23 protein-coding genes, 1 tRNA gene, 1 pseudogene and 1 riboswitch are annotated in these 26956 nt (G+C 45.4%); of the genes and pseudogenes, 14 read left to right on the plus strand and 11 right to left on the minus strand.

Annotated elements, in window-relative coordinates:
• Together Xedl_RS25795 and Xedl_RS39355 are read left to right on the plus strand one after the other, a co-directional pair.
• A pseudogene (locus tag Xedl_RS25795) lies at positions 1–87 on the plus strand (IS5/IS1182 family transposase); the annotation flags it as partial.
• Positions 88–241: 154 nt separating this feature from the next.
• Positions 242–817, plus strand: coding sequence for a BRO-N domain-containing protein (locus Xedl_RS39355; RefSeq protein ID WP_083600353.1), 576 nt, complete (start codon positions 242–244; stop codon positions 815–817).
• Between the two features lie 161 nt (positions 818–978).
• Here Xedl_RS39355 and Xedl_RS14380 read toward each other — a convergent pair.
• Positions 979–1054: transfer RNA gene (locus Xedl_RS14380), tRNA-Ile, on the minus strand.
• A gap of 286 nt (positions 1055–1340) precedes the next feature.
• Between Xedl_RS14380 and Xedl_RS14385 the strand changes: the two genes are divergently transcribed.
• Positions 1341–2117, plus strand: coding sequence for a GNAT family N-acetyltransferase (locus tag Xedl_RS14385; RefSeq protein ID WP_074024520.1), 777 nt, complete (start codon positions 1341–1343; stop codon positions 2115–2117).
• 57 nt (positions 2118–2174) lie between these two features.
• On the opposite strand, the gene rpoD is transcribed toward Xedl_RS14385, so the two are convergent.
• From rpoD to rpsU, 3 genes are all read right to left on the minus strand, one after another.
• Positions 2175–4025 carry an RNA polymerase sigma factor RpoD gene (gene rpoD / locus Xedl_RS14390; RefSeq protein ID WP_074024521.1) on the minus strand — a complete coding sequence of 617 codons (1851 nt, stop codon included), beginning with the start codon at positions 4023–4025 and terminating at the stop codon, positions 2175–2177.
• A gap of 306 nt (positions 4026–4331) precedes the next feature.
• On the minus strand, positions 4332–6080 hold the full coding sequence (gene dnaG, locus Xedl_RS14395; RefSeq protein WP_074024522.1) for a DNA primase: 1749 nt from the start codon (positions 6078–6080) through the stop codon (positions 4332–4334).
• 114 nt (positions 6081–6194) lie between these two features.
• Positions 6195–6410 (minus strand): 30S ribosomal protein S21, encoded by a 216-nt coding sequence (gene rpsU, locus Xedl_RS14400; RefSeq protein ID WP_001144069.1) that lies wholly within the window; start codon positions 6408–6410, stop codon positions 6195–6197.
• Between the two features lie 406 nt (positions 6411–6816).
• On the opposite strand from rpsU, the gene tsaD reads away from it, so the two are divergent.
• The gene (gene tsaD, locus Xedl_RS14405) at positions 6817–7854 is read left to right on the plus strand and encodes a tRNA (adenosine(37)-N6)-threonylcarbamoyltransferase complex transferase subunit TsaD (protein WP_074024523.1); all 1038 of its coding nucleotides are present in this window, start codon (positions 6817–6819) and stop codon (positions 7852–7854) included.
• A gap of 75 nt (positions 7855–7929) precedes the next feature.
• Here the strand turns inward: tsaD and plsY are convergent, their stop codons facing one another.
• Positions 7930–8589: a glycerol-3-phosphate 1-O-acyltransferase PlsY gene (gene plsY, locus Xedl_RS14410; RefSeq protein ID WP_074024524.1), complete on the minus strand. Its 660-nt coding sequence runs from the start codon at positions 8587–8589 to the stop codon at positions 7930–7932.
• A gap of 109 nt (positions 8590–8698) precedes the next feature.
• Here plsY and folB point away from each other — a divergent pair, with 109 nt between their 5' ends.
• Positions 8699–9052, plus strand: coding sequence for a bifunctional dihydroneopterin aldolase/7,8-dihydroneopterin epimerase (folB, locus tag Xedl_RS14415; RefSeq protein WP_143187451.1), 354 nt, complete (start codon positions 8699–8701; stop codon positions 9050–9052).
• A gap of 56 nt (positions 9053–9108) precedes the next feature.
• Here the strand turns inward: folB and Xedl_RS14420 are convergent, their stop codons facing one another.
• Together Xedl_RS14420 and Xedl_RS14425 are read right to left on the minus strand one after the other, a co-directional pair.
• Positions 9109–10266 (minus strand): multifunctional CCA addition/repair protein, encoded by a 1158-nt coding sequence (locus tag Xedl_RS14420; RefSeq protein ID WP_074024525.1) that lies wholly within the window; start codon positions 10264–10266, stop codon positions 9109–9111.
• A 15-nt stretch (positions 10267–10281) separates the two neighbouring features.
• Entirely contained in the window at positions 10282–10902 is a 621-nt protein-coding gene (locus tag Xedl_RS14425) for a TIGR04211 family SH3 domain-containing protein (RefSeq protein ID WP_074024526.1), read from the minus strand.
• A 285-nt stretch (positions 10903–11187) separates the two neighbouring features.
• Between Xedl_RS14425 and Xedl_RS14430 the strand changes: the two genes are divergently transcribed.
• From Xedl_RS14430 to hldE, 3 genes are all read left to right on the plus strand, one after another.
• The gene (locus Xedl_RS14430; RefSeq protein WP_074024527.1) at positions 11188–12144 is read left to right on the plus strand and encodes a CYTH domain-containing protein; all 957 of its coding nucleotides are present in this window, start codon (positions 11188–11190) and stop codon (positions 12142–12144) included.
• Between the two features lie 44 nt (positions 12145–12188).
• Positions 12189–15044, plus strand: a complete 2856-nt coding sequence (gene glnE / locus Xedl_RS14435; RefSeq protein WP_074024528.1) for a bifunctional [glutamate--ammonia ligase]-adenylyl-L-tyrosine phosphorylase/[glutamate--ammonia-ligase] adenylyltransferase — start codon at positions 12189–12191, stop codon at positions 15042–15044.
• Between the two features lie 94 nt (positions 15045–15138).
• Entirely contained in the window at positions 15139–16563 is a 1425-nt protein-coding gene (gene hldE / locus Xedl_RS14440) for a bifunctional D-glycero-beta-D-manno-heptose-7-phosphate kinase/D-glycero-beta-D-manno-heptose 1-phosphate adenylyltransferase HldE (RefSeq protein ID WP_074024529.1), read from the plus strand.
• 88 nt (positions 16564–16651) lie between these two features.
• Here the strand turns inward: hldE and ubiK are convergent, their stop codons facing one another.
• Entirely contained in the window at positions 16652–16927 is a 276-nt protein-coding gene (gene ubiK / locus Xedl_RS14445; RefSeq protein WP_074024530.1) for a ubiquinone biosynthesis accessory factor UbiK, read from the minus strand.
• 157 nt (positions 16928–17084) lie between these two features.
• Positions 17085–17272, plus strand: a riboswitch (FMN riboswitch).
• 118 nt (positions 17273–17390) lie between these two features.
• Between ubiK and ribB the strand changes: the two genes are divergently transcribed.
• The gene (gene ribB, locus Xedl_RS14450) at positions 17391–18044 is read left to right on the plus strand and encodes a 3,4-dihydroxy-2-butanone-4-phosphate synthase (protein WP_074024531.1); all 654 of its coding nucleotides are present in this window, start codon (positions 17391–17393) and stop codon (positions 18042–18044) included.
• Between the two features lie 350 nt (positions 18045–18394).
• Complete coding sequence (ygiD, locus tag Xedl_RS14455; RefSeq protein WP_074024532.1) at positions 18395–19171, plus strand: 4,5-DOPA-extradiol-dioxygenase; 777 nt, start codon at positions 18395–18397, stop codon at positions 19169–19171.
• Positions 19172–19176: 5 nt separating this feature from the next.
• Here ygiD and Xedl_RS14460 read toward each other — a convergent pair whose 3' ends face one another.
• The 3 genes from Xedl_RS14460 to tolC form a co-directional block, all read right to left on the minus strand.
• Positions 19177–20337: a glutathionylspermidine synthase family protein gene (locus tag Xedl_RS14460; protein WP_074024533.1), complete on the minus strand. Its 1161-nt coding sequence runs from the start codon at positions 20335–20337 to the stop codon at positions 19177–19179.
• 6 nt (positions 20338–20343) lie between these two features.
• Positions 20344–21015 carry a DUF1190 family protein gene (locus Xedl_RS14465; RefSeq protein WP_208605065.1) on the minus strand — a complete coding sequence of 224 codons (672 nt, stop codon included), beginning with the start codon at positions 21013–21015 and terminating at the stop codon, positions 20344–20346.
• A 188-nt stretch (positions 21016–21203) separates the two neighbouring features.
• The gene (tolC, locus tag Xedl_RS14470) at positions 21204–22568 is read right to left on the minus strand and encodes an outer membrane channel protein TolC (protein WP_074024535.1); all 1365 of its coding nucleotides are present in this window, start codon (positions 22566–22568) and stop codon (positions 21204–21206) included.
• A 218-nt stretch (positions 22569–22786) separates the two neighbouring features.
• On the opposite strand from tolC, the gene nudF reads away from it, so the two are divergent.
• The 4 genes from nudF to parE all read left to right on the plus strand — a co-directional run bounded on the left by nudF (position 22787) and on the right by parE (position 26945).
• Complete coding sequence (gene nudF / locus Xedl_RS14475) at positions 22787–23428, plus strand: ADP-ribose diphosphatase (protein WP_074024536.1); 642 nt, start codon at positions 22787–22789, stop codon at positions 23426–23428.
• A 97-nt stretch (positions 23429–23525) separates the two neighbouring features.
• Positions 23526–24368, plus strand: coding sequence for a 3',5'-cyclic-AMP phosphodiesterase (gene cpdA / locus Xedl_RS14480; protein WP_074024537.1), 843 nt, complete (start codon positions 23526–23528; stop codon positions 24366–24368).
• Positions 24368–24976: an esterase YqiA gene (gene yqiA / locus Xedl_RS14485; RefSeq protein ID WP_074024538.1), complete on the plus strand. Its 609-nt coding sequence runs from the start codon at positions 24368–24370 to the stop codon at positions 24974–24976. Before cpdA ends, yqiA begins: the two co-directional genes overlap by 1 nt.
• A 73-nt stretch (positions 24977–25049) precedes the next feature.
• Positions 25050–26945, plus strand: coding sequence for a DNA topoisomerase IV subunit B (gene parE / locus Xedl_RS14490; RefSeq protein ID WP_074024539.1), 1896 nt, complete (start codon positions 25050–25052; stop codon positions 26943–26945).
• Positions 26946–26956 lie beyond the last annotated feature (11 nt).

A 26956-nucleotide genomic window follows, 5' to 3' on the forward strand; every position in this document is an offset into this window, starting at 1 on the left:
ATAGCCACTCGCTATGCAAAAAATAGTGCGTCTTTTCTTGCCGCTGTGCAAATCCGTTGCTTTGTTCTTTGGCTGAAAATTTCATGACGACAGCATCTAGCTATCACTCCCCCGATCAAAGTCGGGAGGGCGACTAATACAACACCCGAAAGGGAAATAAGTCCGCGGCTCTTACTGCCGTTTCGAACCTCCCGGCACCACTACGATAGTGGTAACTTCGAAAAAAAGTAAGGAGTCAGAAATGACCAACCTCTCAGTAACCGCATTCATGTTCGAAAATCAGCCAGTACGCACATTGACTAAAAATGGCAACACTTGGTTTGTTGCTCAAGATATATGTGATGCATTGAAAATCAAAAATAGCAGGGATGCCATCGCAAAACTTGATGACGATGAAAAGGGTGTCGCTTTAACCGACACCCTTAGCGGGAAGCAAAAAGTAAACATCATCAATGAATCAGGAATGTATTTTCTGGTAATCCGTTGTCGTGATGCTGTAAGAAGAGGAACGCTGCCTCATCGTTTTCGTAAGTGGGTTACTAGTGAGGTTTTACCAGCAATTAGAAAGACTGGTAGTTATATAAGCAAAAAGAACACTGCTTCTCTGGAGAAGGCCATCATTTGCCCATACTGTGAAAAGCCCGCCAATATTGTAGGTGTTAAATATTACCATCGAGAAAGATCCGAAGTTCTTGCATTATGTAGTAATTCTCAATGTCCAAGCCAACCATTTAAATTCGAGCTTTCGTTTTGCCACTACTTACATGTTGAGAATGATAATAGCCCTCTAATTCAGCAAAATATCTGGGGTCATTGAATCAGTGACCTCGAAGATAATTGAAGCGAGTTAGTGTGTTTTCATTCAGAGAGTGGTGTCGCTAAAAAATCTCGTGCGACACTTTTGCGACACTGTCTCACAGATACAAAAAAGCCACTTGTCTAAAAGTGGCTTAATGTGCTGATTTAACAGCTAAAATTTGGTGGCCCCTGCTGGACTTGAACCAGCGACCAAGCGATTATGAGTCGCCTGCTCTAACCACTGAGCTAAGGGGCCTTTGAACTGGGAGGATTATACGGTACAGTTTGGTGCTAGGTCTAGTCCCCAAAATTCATATGCGTGTTTTATATACAATAATCAGTATCTTTTAACGTATTTCAGCCGATTGGAAGTAATCTGAAATCCTTTTTAGTAATATTGGTTGCTTTTATAACAAATATTTCTGGTTGTTTTTTGCCCCATGGCCATAATGTGGTCAAGAAAATCCTGTTAACTCCGTTTTGTGTTTTTCATTGATTTTCCGCCGTTTTTATACTTTCTAAAAAATTTTTGGTAAATAAATATGAAAAAACAGCAGCTATCGGCTGCTATTTGGTGTCATCACCAAATAGAAGATGACTTTTTTTCGTCTATTAGCCAAATGTCCCAACATATTAGTGAAAGTGTTCGAGTCTATGTGACAGGTGTTGAAACGCATTCATTGAATTTTTTGTTGGTGATTGATGTTAATGAACAGACTGCTGGAGATTTACAACAGGGGATTCGATTACTGGAAGAGAAAACTTATGTTCCTTTTGCGATTGTTACTGTAGAGCCAGATAATCAACTTTTAGTGGTGATGCAGCAGGCTGGATTTGTGTGGGATGCTGATAGCATAACTACAGCCATGCAACTTGATTTGGTGAATTGGCAGATAAATACAGTCTCAGTTATGGAATATGACATTCGGTGTGTTGACCACTGTTTGGATGATTGGGCAATTCCGGTAGAAAGTGCATTTGAGTCAGATGATGCTATTTCTGGACAATACCAAAAATGCCATCAGGTGGCTTTGGATGCAGGAAAAAATTTGCAACATTATGCCTTATATATTGATGAGCTGCCGGTCAGCTCTTTAACGCTATCAAGATTAAATAATTTTGTTCGTCTTGATGATATTAGTACTGTGGTGGAAAAACAGGGAAGAGGATATGCTTTTGCCTTGATCAATCATGTGCTGAATAAAGTTAAGCAAGATGGTGCAACTGCGTGCTATTTAGATGCCTCTCGCTATGGTAATGGGTTGTACAGGCGTATTGGGTTTCAGCCATTGTTTGAATATCAGGGATTTAGCCGCTAATAATGAAAAAGCGTCTGCTGTAACAGACGCTTTTCAGGTTTATCTCAAGTTTGATGATTAGTCATCAAGGAAGCTGCGCAGTACTTCGGAACGGCTCGGATGGCGTAGTTTACGTAGTGCTTTTGCTTCGATTTGACGAATACGTTCGCGGGTTACATCAAATTGTTTACCCACTTCTTCCAGAGTATGGTCAGTGTTCATATCGATACCAAAACGCATACGCAGAACTTTCGCTTCACGTGCAGTCAAACCTGCCAGCACATCGTGAGTTGCTGCGCGCAGGCTTTCTGACGTAGCTGAATCCAGCGGCAGTTCGAGCGTGGTATCCTCGATGAAATCGCCCAGATGTGAATCTTCATCATCACCCACAGGGGTTTCCATGGAGATTGGCTCTTTGGCAATTTTCAGGACTTTGCGGATCTTGTCTTCAGGCATCATCATTCGTTCTGCCAGCTCTTCCGGTGAAGGCTCACGACCCATTTCCTGCAACATCTGGCGGGAAATACGATTGAGTTTGTTGATAGTCTCAATCATATGTACTGGGATACGGATGGTACGTGCCTGATCTGCGATAGAACGTGTGATTGCCTGACGGATCCACCATGTCGCGTAGGTTGAAAATTTGTAACCACGACGGTATTCAAATTTATCAACCGCTTTCATCAAACCGATATTACCTTCCTGAATCAAATCGAGGAATTGCAAGCCGCGGTTGGTATATTTCTTCGCAATCGAAATAACCAGACGCAGGTTGGCCTCAACCATCTCTTTTTTCGCACGGCGGGCTTTCGCTTCACCGATTGACATGCGACGGTTGATGTCTTTGACCTGTTCAATAGTCAGGCCTGTCTCTTCTTCGATCTGGCGTAACTTTTGCAGGCTACGCATAATTTCTTCTTCAACTTCCAGCAATTTATCAGACCATGGTTTGTTCATTGCTTTTGCAGCGGTGAACCATGTATCAGTGGTCTCATTGCCAGAGAACAACGTGATGAAGATTTTCTTCGGCATTTTGCACTGTTCAACACACATCTTCATGATCTGGCGCTCTTGAAGACGTACGCGATCCATCATGGAACGCATGTTGTTAACCAGATGATCAAACTGCTTTGGTACCAGGCGGAACTGTTTAAATACTTCAGATAACGTTAAGATTTCTGCTGCGGAATTAGGATGACTACGACCGTGAGTCTTAATCGCCTGACGAGTCAGTTCATGCTGTTCACGTAGTTCTGAAAATTTCTGGCGAGCGAGTTCCGGATCGATGCTGTTATCTTCTTCGCTGTCAGTATCATCATCGCTATCTTCTTCATCATCGTCATCATCGTCGTCAAGTTCTTCCTGAGGAAGCTCTGAACCAACGTGAGTGGCGGTTGGGGCAAGATCTTCTTCTGCGTTAGGATCAACGAAACCCGTGATCAAATCGGACAGACGGCTCTCGCCGGATTCAACACGGTCGTACTGTTCCAGCAGGTAAGTAATCGCTTCAGGGTATTCAGCAACGGAGCACTGCACTTGGTTAATGCCATCTTCAATGCGCTTTGCAATGTCAATCTCACCTTCACGCGTCAAGAGTTCAACCGTACCCATTTCGCGCATGTACATGCGAACCGGATCGGTGGTACGACCGATTTCTGACTCAACACTAGATAGCACTTGCGCAGCCGCTTCCACTGCGTCTTCATCTGTGTCGTTTGTGTTTTCTGCCAACATGAGATCATCGGCATCAGGTGCTTCTTCCATTACCTGGATGCCCATGTCATTGATCATTTGGATGATATCTTCTATCTGATCAGAATCGACGATATCTTCCGGCAGATGGTCATTGACCTCAGCATAGGTCAGATAGCCTTGCTCCTTACCTTTGGTGACAAGTAGCTTTAGCTGTGACTGCGGGTTTTGCTCCATAAGACGGTATCCACACTTCAGAGTATTGGTTGGTGTCGGTCGGCGAAACAAATATGCCAACAATAATATTTAGGGGCGTTTTCAGAGTATTGCCGCTGCCCTCAATTGCGGCAATTGTAGGGTTACCTGCCCTACCTAATGCGGCATCTAAGCCGTGAATTCTGTGTCTGTGATTTTAGGTTTTGGTGTAAAACCTGTTTCACCAAGCTATATTTTTAAGGAGATAAACCTATATAAATAAGCCAAATAGTATAACCTCCAAGTTAATATAATCTTGAAGTGATATAGCTTTGCTGAGACAGATTCTTATTTCCTTGCACCAGATACTGTAATTAACCGGACTTCTTCGCGCTCTTCTGGTGTTAAGCCTTCCGTTCTCTCTTTAGCCATTAGAAAATTAAAACGTTCATCAAGTGCTGACGCAAAAAGATGGCTCAGTGCATCGCTGAAAGTCTTTTCAGCAATCTCTTCTATTTGTATATCGTTCCATGCAGCGAGTTTTTCAAGCTGTTTAGCGTACTTATTATCGCGATATTGCTCCAGCAGTTGTCCGGTGGTTAAACCTGGTTGTGCGAGGCACGTGTCAACAAGCTCTATGAATAATGGCAATCCTGCTATCTGAGTAGAAAACATTCCCTGTAATGGGGGAACTAATGTCGCTAAATGCGGATTCTGTACCAGCAATGCGATCAGTATGCGCATTGTTGTTGGTTTCAGTTTTAGCGCTTGATAAGTATTGGTATCTTTTTTGACAAGTTTTGCTAAAAATCGTTCCAACTGTGTTGTATCAGGCGTACCTAACAGGTTTCCAAGCTCTTTAAGCAAGTAGAGTCGCAGTGTTTCCCCTGGGATTTGACTGATCAGTGGCATAGCTAGCGAACTGAGCTTAGTCGTTCCTTCTGGGTTACTTAAATCAACCTGCGGCAATAGTGATTCGAACAAAAACGCAGATAAGGTGAATGCCTTTTCCATTCTCTGCTCGAATGTTTCCTGCCCTTCTTTGCGAATCAATGAATCAGGATCTTCGCCATCAGGCAAGAACATAAAACGTAATTGCCGCCCATCATTCAGATAAGGTAGCGCCGTTTCCAATGTACGCCATGCGGCATCACGGCCTGCACGGTCACCATCGTAACAACAGATGACATTATCGGTTGTCCTGAAAAGTAACTGAACGTGTTCGGCTGTCGTGGACGTTCCCAGTGAAGCCACGGCATAGTCAATGCCAAATTGGGCTAGCGCAACAACATCCATATAACCTTCAACCACCAATAGCTTGGTCAGGCTATTGTGGTTTTGTTGTGCCTCATAAAGGCCATATAACTGGCGACCTTTATGAAAAATTTCTGTTTCCGGCGAATTCAGGTACTTGGGAAGCTCATTTCCCAGCACTCGGCCGCCGAATGCAATTACCCGCCCACGACGATCGCGAATGGGGAACATCACTCGCTCGCGGAAACGATCATAAGTACGGCCATTGTCGTTCGTGACCAGCATTCCTGCATCGTTTAGCTGTTTGCGATCTTCCGCATTATGGGCAAACCGTTTTAAGGCGTTATCCCATCCCGCAGGCGCAAAACCAATGGCGAAACGCTGGATGATCTCTTCACTAAGCCCACGTTGCGCCAAATATTGTCGGGCTGATTGGGCGCTGGGAGCATTCAGTGAATGCTGATAGAAGCTATTGAGCTTCTCCATTAGCTGGTAAAGGTTTTGCCTTTGGTGACGTTCGATTTGACTACTGCCGGAACCTGCTTCGTAGGGAACTTCCAGCCCATGCATGGCTGCCAGTTCTTCGATGGATTCGACAAAATCTAACCTGTCATAATTTATTAAAAAATCAATGGCATTGCCATGCGCTCCGCAACCGAAGCAATGGTAAAACTGCTTATCACCATTAACAGTGAATGAAGGGGTTTTTTCGTTATGAAAAGGACAGCACGCTTGATGGTTTTTACCTTTTTTTTTCAAAGGCACCCTGACATCGATCAAATCAATGATATCGGTTCTTGCTAATAAGTCATTGATAAATGCGCGTGGAATTCGTCCAGCCATAAGCCCTTTTTCGCCTGTTGATGAACGAGAATAAGCCGCGCTTCCTTTGGGAAAGCACGGCCTTTAACTGCAGTAGTTTGTTAATACAATCACTAAGCGGACTGACCGCGAAGATTAGTACAAACGAGTGCGGCGTGCGTTTTCGCGAGCTAGCTTCTTAGCATGACGCTTAACAGCGGAAGCTTTAGCGCGTTTGCGCTCAGTCGTTGGTTTTTCATAGAATTCACGACGACGAACTTCTGCTAATACGCCTGCTTTCTCGCAAGAACGCTTGAAGCGACGCAGTGCTACGTCAAATGGCTCGTTTTCACGTACTTTAATTACTGGCATGTGCCTCTCACCTCAATAGAAATCGGGTTTGTCGCTGGCGGGATAGTGCCAGCCGTCTTTAAAATGGTGCGGAATTTTACTTCAATGAACACGGCCTTGTAAAGTGCCGAGGAAAATTGAAACCGATAACGCCACGGGTTACTGGCTGCTTTTTTGTACGCAAAACAAACAGCTTGGTGTTGGCGTTATTAACATTAACCACACAGAAAATTCAAGTAGGGCATTGATTATAGACTAAACAGAAAAAATAGCCAGTATGTAATGGACGCAGTGGCGAGAATGTTGATATGGAAAGTGTGCCGGCAGAGAATTTAGCAATAGATGGTGTTACACTGTTGCGCGTTGAAAGGAATGCGAATGTATATGATCAAACAACGAGACGTAAGATAACGAGACGAATAGTGCAATGCGAGTTTTAGGTATAGAAACGTCCTGCGATGAAACCGGAATCGCAATTTATGACGATCAAACCGGTCTATTAGCCAATCAATTATACAGTCAGGTTAAGCTACATGCTGATTATGGCGGTGTTGTGCCTGAACTGGCGTCCCGTGATCACATTCGTAAAACGGTTCCTTTGATTCAGGCCGCTTTGCAGGAAGCCGGTCTGACGAATAAAGACATTGATGCCGTTGCTTACACAGCCGGGCCGGGATTGGTTGGTGCATTGCTGGTTGGGGCAACGATTGGGCGTTCACTGGCATTCGCGTGGGATGTACCTGCTATTCCCGTGCATCATATGGAAGGCCATTTGCTGGCACCGATGCTGGAAGAAAACAGCCCTGAGTTTCCTTTTGTTGCCTTACTGGTTTCAGGCGGTCATACCCAGCTTATTAGTGTGACGGGTATCGGTGAATACAAACTGTTGGGCGAATCCATTGACGATGCCGCTGGTGAAGCTTTTGATAAGACAGCAAAGCTGCTTGGTTTAGATTATCCAGGTGGGCCAGTGCTTGCCCGTATGGCGCAGCAGGGGCAGGCGGGACGTTTTGTCTTCCCGCGTCCGATGACTGATCGTCCGGGGTTGGATTTCAGTTTCTCTGGCCTGAAAACGTTCGCAGCTAATACGATCCGCAATAACATTCATGGTCATGATACGGCTGAGGATGAGCAAACTAAGGCGGATATTGCCCGCGCATTTGAAGATGCAGTCGTGGATACATTGGCAATTAAGTGTAAACGAGCGCTGGAACAAACTGGATTCAAACGTCTGGTGATGGCAGGTGGAGTGAGCGCAAACCGAACATTGCGTACCAAAATGCAGGCAATGATGGAAAAGCTGGGAGGCGAAGTCTTCTACGCTCGACCTGAGTTCTGTACTGATAATGGCGCAATGATCGCGCTGGCTGGCATGATCCGTTTGCAAGGAGGTACTGCTGGTGAATTAGGCGTAACGGTGAAAGCGCGTTGGCCGTTGGCAGATCTCCCTGCTTTGCAAAAATAATAAAAGACATGGTTTGATATGGGCTGAGTGCTATTTGCTACTCAGCCTTTTCATTATTCATAGGCTTTCTCTACGTCAGTCTTCTTGTTGATTCTGCTCTTTAGTTGCTTGAATTTTCTCTTTATCAGTCATTTCCTGTTTCTTTTTCAATTTTTGCCAGATACGACTTTCTTGTCCTCGCCATAGACGTTGAATATTATCGTGATGACGTAAAAGTACCAGGCATGACAGCATGGCAACGGGAAAAGTGAATTCAGGTTTGAACCACCAGACGTAGAAAGGTGCAATTAATGCACTGACGATGGCACCCAAGGAGGAATAGCCGCTTAACAGTACTGTTAGCAGCCATGTCCCTGAAATCAGCCCCATCAGATCCCAACCGATGGCAGAAATGGCACCAAAAGCGGTTGCGACGCCTTTCCCTCCCTTAAAATGGAAGAAGATGGGATAAATATGCCCCAGACAGGCAGCAATGGCGGTAATACCTAAATAAAATGGGGAAACGTTGAGTTTATATGCCAGCCAAACCGGTATTAGTCCTTTTAGGACATCGCAAACCAGCACTGCCAATGCCGCCCATTTACCACCAATGCGCAGTACATTTGTTGCCCCAGGATTGCCGGAACCATGCTGACGGGGATCGGGAAGCCCTGCCAGGCGGCAGATCAATATCGCGCTGGATATGGAGCCACATAAGTACGCGAAGATGATCATGCCAAGCGCGATTGCACTCATAAGATATCTCCAATGAATAAGGGTCGTTTTCTTAAGTCTAACAATGGATAATACGCACATTTCGTCGGAAGTGGTATCTGGCGAACCGAAAAATGGGGAAAAGGTAGTGATGGATATCGTATTTATTGAAGAATTAACCGTGATTACCACTATTGGTGTTTATGACTGGGAACAAACAATTAAACAGAAATTAGTGTTCGATATCGAAATGGGATGGGACAACAAACTCGCCTCTTCCAGTGATAACGTTGAACACTGTCTGGATTATGCCAAGGTGAGTGAGGCGATTATTAATCATGTGTCAGGCCAACGTTTTGCGCTGGTTGAACGAGTCGCAGAAGAAGTGGCAGGCATCTTGCTGAACCAATTTCATTCTCCTTGGGTCAAAGTTAAGGTCAGTAAACCAGGTGCGGTTGCACACGCAAAAAGCGTAGGTGTAGTGATTGAGAGAAGTGCGAGCTAATTAAAACAGCGTCCCAATGTCATTAATCGCTTGGGACGCTAAATTGATTGATAAACTTAATCAATCGATTGTTGTTTCCAGTCTGCGATGGCAATGTGTCGTTGACGTTCTAATTCTGTGCGAATCTCAGCACCCTGAAATCCACGGGCAATCACTTCCTGGACGTTGACTTGGCTGGCAATAGCAAACACTTTGCGTAAATAATCAGCTTGTGGATAGGGTGACGTTTCTGCGCCTGGGTATCCACGGTTGTCTGCTTCGCTACAGGTAAGTAGTTGTTCAATACGTTGCGGTTTGCGCCAGGCATCCACGGCATTAAACAGGGTTAGCAGGATTTCTGGAGGCAATTGTTTTACGGTATGTACCCAATTGTGATATTGCGTCACAATCGTGGCTAAATCGCGTGCCGAGTTGGGAATGCGCAGTCGTTCGCACATTTGTTTCAGCGGTATCATTTCGATATGGCTGCATAGTGAGGCGAAGCGCGTGTCTATTTCTTCGCTCAATTGGGTGGATATTTGCAAAACTCGCAATGAATGAAGCCCTGCATCATATTCAAGTAGAGGAACAGCAAACAGATTATCGATCTCAGGAAAGAGTACCGCCAATGCTCCACAATCGCGCAGAACCTGAAAGTAGACTTGTGGTGATTGTGAAGTGAGTGCCTTTTCAGTTTCTCGCCAGACACGCTCAGGAGTTAATGAGGATAATTCACCACCTGCGACCATCTCGGTAATGAGCGCTTGCGTCTCTGGGGCAATTGAAAAACCCAGATGGGCAAAGCGAGCAGCAAAACGAGCCAAACGCAGCACACGTAATGGATCTTCTGCAAACGCAGGGGAGACATGGCGCAAGAGACGATTTTTGAGATCATTGGTACCATGATAAGGATCGATTAATGCACCTTCACGCGTTTGTGCAATAGCGTTGATCGTTAAATCACGGCGCAGCAGATCTTCTTCCAGTGTCACATCGGGGGCGGCATAACAGCTAAAACCGGTATATCCCTGACCTGATTTCCTTTCAGTACGTGCCAGCGCATATTCTTCATGGGTTTGGGGGTGCAAGAAAACAGGAAAATCCTTGCCAACTTGTTGATATCCCTGAGATAGCAGCTCCTTTGGATTGCTTCCAACAACAACCCAGTCCCGTTCAGTGACGGGCAGACCCAATAATTGATCGCGAACAGCGCCGCCAACCAAATAGACTTTCACTCTTGTTTCCTTAAATCAGCTCATCCAACGATCTTTCTTTTTCCGGCGAGGGATAATGTGTGGCAATATAAGCCCCAAAATCAGGCCAATCCCCGCACCCCCACCGCCATAAGCAAACCACTGTAAGATGATCTCTCTTTGTCTATCATCCAACTGAAAATTGGCAACTTCGACCTTTTTTTCAGCCACAATTAATTTATTCTGAAGCTGGACATTCTCTTTTTTCAGATCACTGATGATCTTATCGCTGTTTGCCACTTTGTTCTGTAATTCAGCGGTACGCTTATTCCACTTATCGTCAATGGCGGCCAGATTCTCAGTCAGTGCTTTGATCTCTTGTTCCATTGCAGGAAGACGCTCATGCAGGCTTGGAATGGTGCTGAGCTCACTTGCGAATATCCAACTTATGCGTCCTTTATTGTCTTGAATTTGCAAGAAACCATTATCTGATTTAGGGCTGATTAATGTGACTTCTTCGCCGGCATTTAATGAACCAATAATACGGTTTTTAATGCTTGGGCCGCTACGAATGTAAGCTGATAAATCATCGGAAACATAGCGTTTTTCTTCAGCATGTACGGATAACGGAAGAGTAAAACTCAATAACAAGATAAATAATTGATGTAGTTTTTGCATGCTGTGCTCAACTGTTCTCTGTGTATGGATCAATTAAGTATGGATTAATCGTAATTTAAACTACCTAAGGGATAGTAAAGAGTTAAGTTTGTTGGTGCAATCAGTAAACCAGAATGAATGCTATATCAACTGACCGAATACAAACCTTTTGCGGTTTTTTTTGGTGAAGTGAAAGTGATGTTTGTTGAGATAACACCCTATTGTGGTTTATTTTTCTCTTCTGTGAATGAAAAAGTGAACAGAATTAAGAAAAAATTCTGTCATATCAATTGAGGAATAAAAAATATGAGTTCTGTAGAAATAGAATTGAAACTGTCTGTGAAGCCTGATGCGATACCGGCAGTTCGCCAGCAGTTATTTCAGTTTCCTCATGATTACACTTCACCACAACACCTGACTAATATTTATTTTGAGACGCCAGATAATCAATTGCGACGTTGGGATATGGGGCTGCGTATCCGTGGTTTTGACGGGCACTATGAGATGACCATTAAAACCGCGGGTAAAGTGATAAGTGGGTTACACCAACGCCCTGAATTCAATATCCCTTTGCCCCAACCTCAATTAAATCTGGCACTGTTTCCCGCTCATATCTGGCCTGAAAATACCGATCTTGCCTATCTACAGGCACAATTGACCGAATTATTCAGCACCAACTTTAACCGTGAAAAATGGCTTGTGACTTATGAAGAAAGTGAAATTGAAGTGGTGCTGGATCAGGGAACTATTTTGTCTGGAAATAAAGATTCAGGAGATCAGACATCACCTATTTGTGAATTTGAGCTGGAACTAAAAAGTGGAAATATTATCGATATTTTGTCATTGGCAAACAAACTGGCATCACAAAATGGCCTGCGTTTAGCAAATAAAAGCAAGGCTGCACGGGGATATGCGCTTGTTCATGGTTTATCCCATAAGACATTACCAAAATTACCGAAAGAGTTGGAATGGCAGCAGCCATTATCTGTACTTTTGCCTGAAATATTGGCGCAATGGCAGGAGCAAGAAGAAGGATGGCTGGCGGGCTTGCCAGAAGGTAAAACGGGATTAGTGCAGGTTTTGCAGTGGATCATCACATTGACTGCAAGACAGACCGAATGTTTACCGATATTGGATTTATTGGCGGAATTAATGGCTGCTTTATCCATAAACAGTTCAGAAGCTGAAACGTTGTGCTACAGCGCATCTTGGTTGCAATGTAAGTTGGCGTTAATGCAATGGCTACTGATTCAGTCCCGATAATCCCCTTTTATTCTTAAAAATACGGTCATAAGGAAAAAACAGTTATGCGGCCACTTTCATCACCCTTAGCCCGACAATTGCAGCATATTATTGCGAATCTTCCACCATTAGAGGGAACGTTAGCGCCCTTTTCACCTGATGAACAGGCGGTGCTGTCATTGAGTGAGTTTGTGGCAGAAAACGTGTTATCACATCCTGCATGGTTAGAGGATATTCGCCAAAATCCCCCCCAACCGGAAGAGTGGCAACATTATTCCCATTGGCTGGAACAAGCGCTGCTGGTGGTCAATGATGAAAATGGTTTGATGCGGTGTTTACGTTTTTTCCGCCATCGGATTTTGGTCAGAATTGCATGGTCGCAGGCATTGCAAAGCAGTACGACAGAACAGACATTGCAGCAATTAAGCATGTTGGCCGAAACTTTGATTATCGCTGCCCGTGACTGGCTTTATCTGCGTTGTTGTCAGGATTGGGGAACGCCGACTAATAGCGCTGGAATGACTCAGCCGCTGCTAATTTTGGGCATGGGAAAATTGGGGGGCGGAGAGCTTAATTTTTCCTCTGACATTGACCTTATTTTTGCTTATCCAGAAAATGGCGTAACCCAAGGTGGGCGTCGAGAAATGGATAATTCTCAGTTTTTTACTCGATTAGGGCAGAAATTAATTAAGGTGCTGGATCAACCAACCGTAGACGGATTTGTTTATCGTGTTGATATGAGATTACGTCCATTTGGTGACAGTGGACCTTTGGTATTCAGTTTTCCGGCATTGGAAGATTATTATCAGGAACAGGGACGTGACTGGGAACGTTATGCTTTGGTGAAAGCGCGCATTTTGGGCAATGATGATCAGGTTTATTGTCAGGAACTGCGCCAGATGTTGCGACCGTTTGTTTTCCGCCGCTATATTGATTTCAGTGCAATTCAATCCTTGCGCAATATGAAGGGCATGATTGAGCGGGAAGTCCGTCGTCGGGGATTAAAAGATAATATTAAATTAGGCGCAGGTGGAATTCGTGAAATTGAGTTTATCACTCAGGTTTTTCAGCTTATTCGTGGGGGAAGGGAGCCGAGTCTGCAATCCCGCTCATTATTGCCAACCTTAAAGGCCATCAATGACCTGGCTTTACTGCCAACGGAAAAACTAAAGCAGCTTGAAGAAAGTTACCTGTTTTTACGGCGGCTTGAAAACCTGTTGCAATCTATTCATGACCAACAAACGCAAACTTTGCCCGATAATGAGTTAGATCGTGCCCGTCTCTCTTGGGGGATGAATTTTGCCAATTGGGATGAATTAATGGCAGAAACCGAACGCAAAATGAGTGCAGTACGAAGTATTTTCCAACAGTTGATCGGTGATGAAATAGAAGAGCAGAATGAAGAAGCCTGCCATATCCCGTTTAAGAGCTTCTGGCAGGAAGCCTTGCATATAGATGAACTTAGCGCGTTGATTCCTCATCTTGATAAAGAAAAAGTCTGGAAAATGCTTGATGTCATGACGCTTTTCCGTCGGGACGTCAGTAAGCGCACCATTGGTCCACGGGGAAGGGATGTACTTGACCAGTTGATGCCACGTTTGTTAGCAAAAATTGCAGTCAGGCAAGATGCCGATATCGTTTTAGAGCGGATTACTTCCTTGTTGCTCAGTATTGTCAGTCGCACGACTTATCTGGAACTGATGCTGGAATCAGAACTGGTCATGATCCATGTTATCCGGCTCTGTGCGGCCTCTCCAATGATCGCCAGCCAGCTTGCTCGTCATCCGTTGTTGCTGGATGAGCTACTCGATCCTAAATCGCTATATCAACCATTGCCGATGGAAGCTTATCGTGATGAGCTTCATCAATATTTGCTGCGGATCACTGAGGATGATGAAGAGCAGTTGCTGGAGGCCTTACGTCAATTTAAGCAGGCACAACTATTGCGGATCGCAGCAGAAGATATTGCGGGTGTCTTGCCTGTGATGAAGGTGAGTGATCACCTGACTTATCTGGCGGAAGCCATTATTGAGGCAGTTGTGCGACTGGCGTGGAACCAAATGGTAAAACGCTATGGCACACCTGCCCATTTATCCCAGCGGCAGGGCTTAGGATTTGCCATTATTGGTTATGGCAAATTGGGTGGCTGGGAACTCGGTTATGGCTCTGATTTGGATCTGGTGTTCTTGCTGGATTGCCCTATGGGGATAATGACGGATGGCGCCCGTTCCATTGAGGCTCGCCAATTTTATTTGCGCCTTGCTCAACGCATCCTTCATTTGTTCAGTACCCGAACGGCATCGGGGATATTGTATGACGTTGATGCCCGTTTGCGGCCATCTGGTGAGTCGGGCATGTTGGTCAGTACCTTGGAGTCCTTTGATGATTACCAAAAAAATGAGGCATGGACCTGGGAGCACCAGGCGCTGGTTCGTGCACGCATGGTTTTTGGGGATGAGAAAATGCGCCGTGATTTTGCACGCATTCGCCGTGAAACATTATGCCTTCCCCGTAATCCCGATCTTTTACGCCAACAGGTGCGTGAGATGCGAGAAAAAATGCATCGGCATTTGGGCAGCCACCAGCAAGATCAATTTGATCTCAAAGCTGATCCAGGAGGGATCACGGATATTGAATTTATTGCTCAATATCAGGTGCTGCGTTATGCATCAGAAAATGCCAACCTGACTCGCTGGTCTGATAATGTGCGAATTTTCGAATTAATGGCGCAGCATAATATTATGGACGAGCAGGAGGCGATGGCGCTGACACAGGCTTACATTACCATGCGCGATGAATTACATCATTTAGCGTTGCAAGCGTTATCCAGTCGAGTTTCAGTTGAACATTTTAGTCAGCAGCAAGCATTGGTACGTGATAGCTGGCAAAAATGGTTAGAGAATGACCTCACGTATCAATGATCTCAGGCAGCCGCTTTTCCTGATCGAGTTTGCAGGCACTGAGTTTGGTTATGGTAATATCCGCAACAGTTTATTTTGATACTTGGAGTATGGGATGAAAGTAACACTCCCCGATTTTCACCGCGCAGGTGTTTTGGTTGTTGGCGATGTTATGTTAGATCGCTACTGGTATGGTCCAACTAGCCGCATTTCACCGGAAGCACCGGTTCCTGTGGTTAAGGTAGAAACCATAGAAGAGCGCCCAGGAGGAGCGGCTAACGTAGCCATGAACATTGCTTCATTGGGCGCGAATTCACGTTTGATTGGCTTGACGGGCATTGATGATGCAGCGCGGGCATTGAGTGAGAAACTCAGCAGTGTGAAAGTCCGATGTGATTTTGTTGCTGTCCCAACTCATCCAACTATCACGAAACTGCGTGTTTTATCGCGTAATCAGCAATTGTTGCGTCTGGACTTTGAAGAAGGCTTCCAGAATGTAGATGCCCAGCCGCTGTTGGAAAAAATTCAGCAATCCTTGCCCCATATTGGCGCACTAGTGCTGTCGGATTATGCTAAAGGAGCGCTAAACCAGGTTCAGGCCATGATTAAGCTCGCCAACGAAGCCAATGTTCCTGTGCTGATCGATCCAAAAGGCAGCGATTTCAGTCGTTATCGTGGCGCAACATTGCTGACGCCAAATATGTCAGAATTTGAAGCCGTTGTCGGGCACTGCAAGGATGATGATGATTTAGTGCAGAAAGGCACGAAGCTGGTGCAGGATTTGGAACTGCAAGCACTGTTGATCACACGTTCTGAACGAGGCATGAGTTTATTGCGGGTTGGGCAGCCGCCCCTGCATTTACCAACTCAGGCACAGGAAGTTTTTGATGTCACGGGTGCAGGAGATACGGTGATAGGTATATTGGCAACGGCATTAGCCGCTGGCAAGCCGCTGAATGAAGCCTGTTACCTTGCCAATGCGGCAGCAGGTGTAGTGGTTGGTAAACTGGGAACCTCCACCGTGTCACCGGTTGAGCTGGAAAATGCAGTGCGTGGACGTGCAGAAACCGGATTTGGCGTAATGAGTGAAGCCAAACTGAAAGAAGCCGTTGCACAGGCGCGTCAGCGTGGTGAACGGATTGTCATGACGAATGGTTGTTTTGATATCCTCCACGCGGGGCATGTTTCATATTTGTCTAACGCGCGCAAATTGGGTGATCGTTTGATCGTTGCCGTTAATAGTGATGCGTCTACCAAGCGTCTGAAAGGGGAAACCCGTCCGGTGAATCCGTTGGAACAGCGCATGACAGTGCTATCGGCGCTGGAATCTGTGGACTGGGTTGTGGCATTTGAAGAAGATACACCGCAGCGCTTAATCGCGGATATCCTGCCGAATATTTTGGTCAAAGGTGGCGATTACAAGCCTGAAGAGATTGCCGGTAGTGAAGAGGTTTGGGCTGCGGGTGGCGAAGTTAAGGTACTGAACTTCGAAGATGGTATTTCTACGACCAATATCATCAAATCCATTAAGAGCCAGTAAGTTTGGCATCGTGTGCCGTTATGCTTTTTGACGCATAGCGGCATATCTCCTTACTCAATTTTCCTCACGGCATTCCTCTCACACCACCTTATTCAGCTTGCGGTGTTTTCTTATCTGCTTCTTCGAGACGAGCTTCCAATTCATGCAAGCGTTGTTCCATTGCAGCCAATTTTTCACGGGTGCGCAACAAGACTTGTGTCTGCACATCAAATTCTTCACGGTTAACAAGATCTAACTTACTTAACTGGGATTGCAGAACAGCACGCAATTTTTTTTCCACATCATCACCAAATTCTTTGACACCTTTTGGCATAGCGTTGTGGAGTTGGCGAGCAATTTGTTCAATTTTCTTTGGATCGAGCATGATGATCATCCTTATATATAACGTAATTGTGTTTTATAGCGTAATGATATTGGCACTATTTTAATACCCTATGAAGAAAGCATAAATGATTGAGAGCCAGGTTTCATATTTGATTTTTGCTGATTGCTCCTGCCGATTATTAGCGTTATAGTGAAATTGTTTATCTCAGGGCAGGGTGAAAGTCCCTACCGGCGGTAACATGAAATATCGAATGATCATTTTATGAAGCCCGCGAGCGCTCTGTTTGTCGTCATTATCTCTTTGTTGTTGAGGATAAAGCAGAGGTCAGCAGATCCAGTGTGATTCTGGAGCCGACGGTGATAGTCCGGATGGGAGAGAATAACAGCATCAATCGAGTGCTTGCACTCGTCTGTTGTTTTTGTTGCCGTATTTTTGTGCAGCACGAACTCCTCAAAATTGCCCTGATTCTGGTAATCCATACATTAAGAGAGGTTTCTTTACCATGAATCAGACGCTACTTTCCTCATATGGAACGCCATTTGAACGTGTTGAGCGCGCGCTTACTGCTTTGCGTGCGGGTCAGGGCGTGATGGTACTGGATGACGAAAATCGTGAGAATGAAGGTGATATGATTTTCGCCGCCGAAACAATGACGGTAGAGCAAATGGCGTTAACTATTCGCCACGGCAGTGGAATTGTTTGTCTGTGCTTGACTGAAGAGCGCCGTCAGCAGTTAAAATTGCCCATGATGGTGGAAAACAATTCAAGCCAATATCAAACCGCTTTCACCGTCTCAATTGAAGCTGCACAAGGTGTGACAACAGGTGTGTCTGCGGCAGATCGTATTACCACGATCCAGGCTGCTATTGCAGATGATGCGCAACCCAGTGATCTGAGCCGACCTGGACACGTTTTTCCTCTGCGCGCACAACCAGGAGGGGTTTTAACCCGTCGTGGTCATACCGAAGCGACCATTGACTTGGTCAAAATGGCAGGGTTCAAACCAGCGGGAGTGCTATGTGAATTGACGAATGACGATGGTTCAATGGCTCGCGCTCCTGAAGTGATTGAATTCGCAAAACAGCATGATATGCCGGTAGTGACCATTGAAGATTTAGTCGATTACCGATTAAAAATGGCAAAGGTAGCCAGCTAGTGGATTTTCCTATATAAACGCGTAACATTTTAGCGCAGGACAAGCTACACTCGCCTGTAATACTGTTTTTAAATTTGGATAGAGAACAGATTAGGGCAGGAAATATCGGTTATACTCAACCGATTTTGGGTTGCCATGCAGTTGTCGGGTAGCCCGAAAGACGGGGGATACATACGCATGTACGTTGAAAGGCTACAGTCCACACCCTGTAGCCTTTCAGTATTTCTAAGACACTCCATCATTTTTGATTGACGATATTCAAGGAAGGAATGTCTTAATCCTGCCATAATTTTTCTATCATAATCCGAATTTATTATTCGAATGTTTAATTTGCTGTATAAGGGGCGAAAATGAGTCTCCTGAGAATGCCTGCTCTGTTCATTGGTCATGGCAGCCCAATGAATGCCATTGAAGATAACTGTTACTCACGCGCTTGGTTTGAATTAGGGAAGAAATTACCCAGACCACGGGCGATTCTGGTGATTTCTGCGCACTGGTACACGAATGGTACAGCCGTGACGGCGATGGCACAGCCCAGAACTATCCACGATTTTGGTAACTTTCCCAGAGAATTGCATGAAAAACAGTATCCGGCTAAAGGTTTTCCTGAACTGGCTGTATTGGTACAGGATATTCTTGAACCGATTGAGGTTGAAACTGATTTTGAAAAATGGGGATTGGATCATGGATCTTGGGGGATATTGGCAAAAATGTATCCTGATGCTGATATTCCGGTTGTCCAACTGAGTATGGATCGCAATCAACCTGCGTCTTTTCATTATGAAATAGGTAAAAAATTAGCCTTACTGCGAGACGAAGGCGTCTTAATCATGGGGAGTGGAAATATTGTACATAACCTGCCGGCCACAAAACTGGGGATAAAATCTTTTCCTTGGGCACTCTCTTTTGAGCAGTTTGTGCGTGAAAGTTTAACCAGTCTGGAAGAGCCTCATCCCCTGTTTAATGCTTTGGACAGGGAAGACGGTCAATTGTCGAACCCAACACCAGAACACTTCCTGCCATTACTGTATGTGATGGGGACATGGGATAAAAAAGAGCCGATTTCAACCCCCGTTGATGGAGTTGAAGACGGCTCTTTAAGTATGTTATCGATTCAAATTGGCTGAGTGAATCAATCCAAAATAATATGCGGGTAGAAGCGTGACAAATCTTGAGTAATCAACTCACTGTCTTCACGGATACAGATACCCGCAGATTGATCATCGACTAACCAGCTACCAACCAGCGTATAGTTACCATCAAATTTCGGCAATTGGTGGAACTGCTGGATGATCATGCCCTCTTCCCCATAAGGGCCATCCGCATTGGCGATTTCACGGCCATTTTCAATGATGCGAATATTGGCACCTTCGCGGGAGAACAGAGGCTTAATGACATAGCTGTTCATGTCTGAAGGACGTTCATCCGCAAAATAGGCAGGCAGCAAGTTAGGATGATTTGGGAACATTTTCCACAGCATTGGCAGCAGCGCTTTGTTGGAGATAATGCTTTTCCATGCTGGTTCCAGCCAACGGACACCTGCATCAGCCAGCTTGGTAGAGAACATCTCACGCAGCATAAATTCCCATGGATACAGCTTAAACAGGTTACTGATCACTTGATCCTGCAAGTCAGTAAACTGCCCTTTCTCACCGAGTCCGATATCTTCAATAAACAGGAATTCTGTGGGAATATCGGCTTCCGCAGCACAATCCTGCAAATATTGGATTGTGCCTCGATCTTCTTCAGTATCCTGACAGCAGGCCATGTGCAGCAGACCAAATCCATGTTTTTCACGTAACTGTGCAAAACGCTCAATCAGCTTTTCTTGCAAGCTGTTGAACTGATCGGCATTTGACGGCAGGTTGCCTGCATTAATCTGATCTTCCAGCCAGATCCACTGAAAAAAAGCCGATTCATACAGAGACGTTGGGGTATCGGCGTTGTTTTCCAGCAACTTGGGGGGATTTTTGCCATCATAGGCCAAATCCAGGCGGGAATAGAGCGACGGTTGGCTGGTGACCCATGAAGAGCGGACAAACTCCCAACAGTGTTTTGGGATCTGGAATTTGGTCAGTAACTCTTCACTATCGACCACTTTTTCCACGACTTGCAAACACATTTGGTGCAGTTCTGCCGTTGCGTCTTCAATTTCTTCAATTTGGTTCAGAGTGAACTGATAATAAGCTTCTTCACTCCAGTAAGGCTGACCATACATAGTATGAAAATTAAAACCAAACTCTGCTGCTTTTTCGCGCCAATCCGGGCGCTCGGTAATACTAATGCGTTTCATCTTTAATTAACCACCCATAGAGCGGGAAGAACTGGAACTTGAGCTGGCGGACGAACGCTGCATGGCAGATTGTTTCGCCACGGAGTCACCAAATCCACCACGGGTAATCGTAGTTGTGGTTGCCGGTTTTGGTGCCATTGCCGTTTTTGGCACGGTCATGCTGCGACCACCTGCGGTAGCAGCGCCATAGCTTTTGCCTGTCGCATCAACAAACTTGCCATTCGCTGGGCTGGAAGCCGATTGTGATGTGAACAGCGGTTGAGATGGTGCAGAGCTGCCGCCCATTAAGCGTCCCATCATATAACCAGCCATCAAAGGCATCCAGAAACTGCTGCTACTGCTTTGTGCCTGAGCCTGACCGACTCCCGCTTGAGCAGGGGCTTGCGTACATTGTTGTTCACCGAATTCAGCCACACACTCTTCGCGAGTTGCATATTTCGGTGCGGTTTTTTCCGCTTCTTTCAGAGCGTTGTTGTAGGCGGTCTTGCATTGTTCACTTTGAGAAGGATTTGCCTGAGAGCACTCATCGGCATTGGTGTAGAGTGATACCGTTTCATCGTTTTGTTCACAGGCAGTAAGCATGAAAACGGTACTGACAGCAAGCGCTACAGGTGTCAGGCGATAGCTTCGCCACGTTTTACGGAAAGAATCGCGGTTTATCTCTTTTGTCCGTTTCATAGTCATAGGGGCATCCATCTTGAAGGTATCTGATTAAGATTAAGAGCCGTATCCCATTTTATTGTGTTCAATGGGTGTGGCTCTCAGGGATGTGCTAAAAAGCAGCCTACAAAATAGCAGGCTGCTTTCTTTATTAGTATAGCGTTTTTAATATAACGTTTTTCAATCGAGAACGATAGGGTATTAAATCAGCGAACTGATGGCGTTTTCATCTCTTTAATAATGTTGCTGGCAGAGGTTGAAATTTGTGCTCCCAACATTTTGTTCAACTCTACCAAATCCTTTTCATTTAAAGTGCCACGGGCTTGCTGGATCTGTAATTGGGAAAGCAGGTAATCGTAACGTGCTTTGGACAGATTTTGTTTAGCTTGATATAGCTTGGTTGTCGAGTCCAGGACATCCACGATAGTACGCGTTCCCACTTGATAACCCGCTTCCATTGAGTCTAACGAGCTTTGCGCAGAAAGCACGGCCTGTTTGTTGGCTTCAACACTACTGATGGCGGCAGAGATATTATTGGAGGAAGAATGCACTTCCTGTATGACTTTGCGGTAGGTGTTTTCCAATTCTTGGCTGGCACTGACAAAATTATATTCTGCCTGTTCTACCTGAGAGTAGGTCGCTCCGCCATTAAACAGAGGTAAATTTAGGGATAATTTAACCGAATTCTCTCCAGTGTAGCTATTTGTTCGCTCGATTCCGCGTTGATGGCTGTTAATGATCCCCGTGTTTGCGGTTAAATTGACAGTAGGCATATAGCCTGTCTGTGATTCTTTGATCTGCTCACGGCTTAAATCTTGTTTTAAGCGTGCTGACAATAAATTCAGGTTACGGTTCTCAGCTTCTTTCAGCACTGTATTAGCTGGCTCAGGCTGTTTGGTCTTGAACTGATCTATATTCAATGAGGCCAGTTGTGGGTAGTAAATACCCGTGATCATGCGCAGTTTTTCCAACGCATTTTCTAGGTTGTTACGATAAGAAACTTCCTGCGCCTGAATGGCGTCGTATTGAGCGCGGGCATTTTGTACGTCAGTAATGGCAACCAAGCCGACATTAAAGCGTTGGGTGGTTTGATCCAACTGGCGGTACAGTGAGGCTTTTTGCGCCTCCGTATACGTTAAGGCATCAATCTTATTCAGAACGTCAAAATAGGCTTGGGCGGTGTCTATAATTAATTTCTGTTGCGCGGATTGGTAATTGACATCTGCGATACCGGCACTTTTCTCAGATTGGTTTAGTTTGTTCCATTTCGCCATATCGAAGATAGTCTGATCCAAGCTTAAGCTTGCACCTGTGCCATGAGATTCTGAATCTCTGTTGTCACGAAAGGTTTTTCCATAACTGGCGTTGGCATTCAGACCCAATTGAGGCAGTAAACTACTACGCGCTATATTAATATTTTTAACCACTGAATTGCGATCAGCTTGTGCTTTAAGTAATTCGGGATTGGTTTCTTTCGCCTGCTGATAAATCTGGAGCAGATCGGCGGCATGACCCGAAGTACTAAAACCTACCAGATTCATAGCAATAAAAAGAGAGAGCAATTTTTTCATTTGCGTTCCTTGTTGTGCAGCTATTTTGCTTAGGTTGCCTCTGCATAAAAACTAATACCACAGATTCTAGCAGAGAATGCCAGCAGGGTAGGGTGGCTGTTTGTGCCATATTGCCTCATTTTTCTGCTTGTTTGTATCATCAAAATCAATTTATTTAGATCAATATGAAAAAATATCTTTTAATAATAGGAAATTTTAAAAACTGACAGGGGGATTTTATGAGTAAAAATCTTGCGTTGCCATATACCTTTACTCAACAAGATGTTGAAATTATTTCTCAAAAAACGCTTTATCGCGGTTTTTTTAAAATGACTGAATACCAATTCAAGCATCGCCTATTTCGCGGTGGTTGGAGTGAAACCATTAAACGTGAAGTTTTTGAGCGAGGTCATGCCGGCGTTTTATTGCCTTATGATCCGGTGCGCGATCAAGTTGTTTTAATTGAACAAATCCGTATTCCGGCAATTGAAACCAGTCATACGCCGTGGCTGTTGGAAGTGATTGCCGGCATGATCGAAGAGGGGGAAGAGGCTGAACAGGTCGTCCGTCGCGAAGCAGTGGAAGAGGCAGGGATTGAGGTTAAGCGCTGCCAGCCGGCATTAAGTTATCTTTCCAGCCCTGGCGGTACAACAGAGCGCCTGCATATCTTTGTTGGTGAAGTCGATGCCGCCACTGCGTCAGGAGTTCACGGTCTGGAAGGTGAGCATGAAGATATCCGTGTTCTGGTTGTGAGTCGAGATCAAGCTTATCAGTGGGTAGAAGAGGGCATTATCGACAATGCGGCCTCAGTCATTGCAATACAGTGGTTAGCGTTGCACCATGAAAAACTTAGGAAAAAATGGCTAGGGAATAATTCCTAATTTACGTTGGGAAATGGGAAGTGTGCCCCAGTCAGCAGATCTTTTGCATAAAGACACGTTAAAATAATTGTTATGATCGACAGGAAAAGGAAACCTTTTGGAAAGCCTGCTTGAAGTACCTGTGGCAGAAGGTGCCACAGCCAGAATACTGCAAATCACCGATACACACCTTTTTGCGAATAAGGGCGATTCATTGCTAGGCGTCAATACCTATCGCAGTTATCATGCGGTATTGGATATGATTTTGCAGCAAAACCGCGATATTGATTTGATCGTTGCGACAGGTGATTTGGTACAGGATCAGACCATCAATGCTTATCAGCATTTTGCTGAGGGGATTGCCCGTTTACCTGCACCTTGCGTTTGGTTACCTGGTAATCATGATTATCAACCCGCGATGGTTGACACGTTGGCAGCAGCAGGCATTTCACCTTCTAAGCAGATATTTATCGGTCAGCATTGGCAGTTGATTATGCTGGACAGTCAGGTACAAGGTGTTCCTCATGGTGAATTGACGGATTATCAGCTTGAGTGGATGAAAAAATGCCTGGATGAACACCGTGATCGCCAGGCAATTATTATGCTTCACCATCACCCGATTCCGTCTGGATGCACATGGCTGGATCAACACAGTCTGCGTAATGCGCCGGCATTATCAGAATATTTGAAAGGCAAAACCCAGGTGAAAGCTATACTGTGTGGGCATATCCATCAAGAAGTTGATGAAATATGGAACGGCATTCGTGTTATGGCAACACCGTCAACCTGTGTGCAATTTAAGCCTCATTGTACTAATTTTATGCTTGATACGGTGGCTCCGGGATGGCGTTATCTCGAACTGTCTGTGGCTGGCAATAATCAAGAAGTGGAATTACAGACACAAGTTCACAGGCTTAAGAATAACGAGTTTTGCCCGGATTTAGATTCGGACGGGTATTAATGTCGACGTTACTTTATTTACATGGCTTCAACAGTTCTTCTCAATCAGCGAAAGCGAATGCGCTGAAAACATGGTTGCACCAGCAGCACCCTGAAATTGACATGCTGGTACCACAATTACCCTCTTATCCCGAAGATGCAGCCATCTTACTGGAAGAACTGGTGATGGAGCATGCCGGTGAAAATATCGGGTTGGTAGGGTCTTCCCTGGGGGGTTATCTGGCTATCTGGCTTTCGCAGTGCTTTGGTTTACCCGCCGTGGTAGTCAATCCGGCGGTACGTCCTTTCGACCTGCTTGAAAATTATCTTGGGGAAAACGTGAATCCCTATACCGAAGAGCGTTATACTCTCGAACCAAGCCACATCCATGACCTCAAAGTGATGCACATTGACCCGCTGGAATCGCCTGATCTTATTTGGTTATTGCAGCAAACAGGGGATGAAGTGCTCGATTACCGTCAGGCCGTTGCTTACCTGATGCAGTGTCGACAGACGGTGGAATCTGGTGGGAACCATGCTTTTACTGGCTTCGAATATTATTTCCCTCAAATCATTGACTTCTTGGGGTTAACCAGCGGCAATAGTAAAAAAATTGCCAAAAATAGGTAAGCGACTGGTATTATCAACAGTATATCAATACTGATTGACCCTCTAATAACGAAGCAACCGACAGAATTACAACATGACTCAATCTAGTTACAACGCAGAGGCCATTGAAGTCCTCAGTGGCCTGGAGCCAGTTCGTCGTCGTCCCGGCATGTATACTGATACAGCCCGCCCGAACCATCTGGCACAGGAAGTGATCGATAACAGTGTGGACGAAGCTCTGGCTGGTCACGCGAAGCATATTGAAGTGATCCTTCACAGCGATCAGTCTCTGGAAGTGATAGATGATGGCCGTGGTATGCCGGTTGATATCCATCCTGAAGAAAAAGTTTCTGCTGTTGAATTGATTTTGACCCGCCTGCATGCGGGCGGAAAATTTTCCAATAAAAATTACCAATTTTCTGGCGGTCTGCACGGGGTTGGAATTTCGGTGGTCAACGCCCTGTCCAGACGCGTGGAAGTCACTGTTCGTCGTAACAGTCAGGTACACCAAATCGCCTTTGAAAATGGTGAGAAAGTACAAGAGTTAGAAGTCATCGGCAGTTGTGGTAAACGCAACACCGGAACAAGTGTCCATTTTTGGCCAAATGAGAGCTATTTCGACACGCCCCGTTTTTCTGCCACTCGCTTGACTCATTTACTGAAAGCCAAGGCGGTACTGTGTCCGGGCGTTGAAATTATCTTTAAGGATAAACTGAACGATACCGAGCAAAAATGGTGTTATGCCGATGGGTTGACCGATTATCTGTTAGAAGCCGTCAACGGGTTGGTAACATTGCCGCAAGCGCCTTTTGTCGGCACATTAAGTGGAGATACTGAAGCGGTCGATTGGGCAGTGCTCTGGCTACCAGAAGGCGGAGAATTATTGACGGAAAGTTACGTCAACCTGATCCCAACGGTACAAGGCGGCACCCATGTTAACGGCTTGCGCCAAGGTTTGTTGGATGCCATGCGTGAATTCTGCGAGTTCCGCAATATATTGCCACGTGGGGTTAAACTCTCTGCCGATGATATCTGGGATCGCTGTGCTTATGTGCTATCGCTTAAAATGCAGGATCCGCAATTTGCCGGCCAAACCAAAGAACGTCTCTCTTCTCGCCAGTCTGCGGCTTTCGTTTCCGGTGTGGTGAAAGATGCATTCAGCTTGTGGTTGAACCAACATATTCAGGATGCGGAGCAACTTGCTGAAATGGCGATTGCCAGTGCGCAACGTAGAATGCGTGCGGCGAAGAAAGTGGTACGTAAAAAACTGACCAATGGTCCTGCGTTGCCGGGTAAATTGGCAGATTGTACGGTGCAAGATCTCAATGTGACTGAACTGTTTTTAGTGGAAGGGGATTCCGCGGGTGGCTCTGCGAAACAAGCTCGTGATCGTGAATTTCAGGCGATCATGCCACTACGCGGAAAGATCCTGAATACATGGGAAGTTTCTTCGGATGAAGTGCTGGCTTCGCAGGAAGTTCATGATATCTCTGTTGCGATTGGTATCGATCCGGATAGCGACGATTTAAGCCAACTGCGCTACGGTAAAATCTGCATACTGGCGGACGCAGATTCCGACGGATTACACATTGCAACATTGCTGTGCGCCCTGTTTGTCCGTCACTTCCCGACGTTGGTGAAACGCGGGCATGTGTACATGGCAATGCCACCGCTGTATCGCATCGACCTCGGCAAAGAGGTGTATTATGCACTGGATGAAGGGGAGAAAAGCGCCATTTTGGATCGTTTGAGCCGCAAACGGGGTAAGCCGAACGTTCAGCGCTTTAAAGGGCTGGGGGAAATGAACCCAATACAGTTGCGCGAAACCACGTTAGATCCTAACACTCGCCGTTTGGTGCAATTGACTATCGACGATGAAAATTATCAAGAAACGCTCTCAGTCATGGATATGCTTCTGGCGAAGAAACGTTCAGAAGATCGCCGTAATTGGCTGCAAGAGAAGGGCGATTCCATCAATATCGAAATGTAGCGCATAAGATT

It is taken from the genome of Xenorhabdus eapokensis (assembly GCF_001908105.1).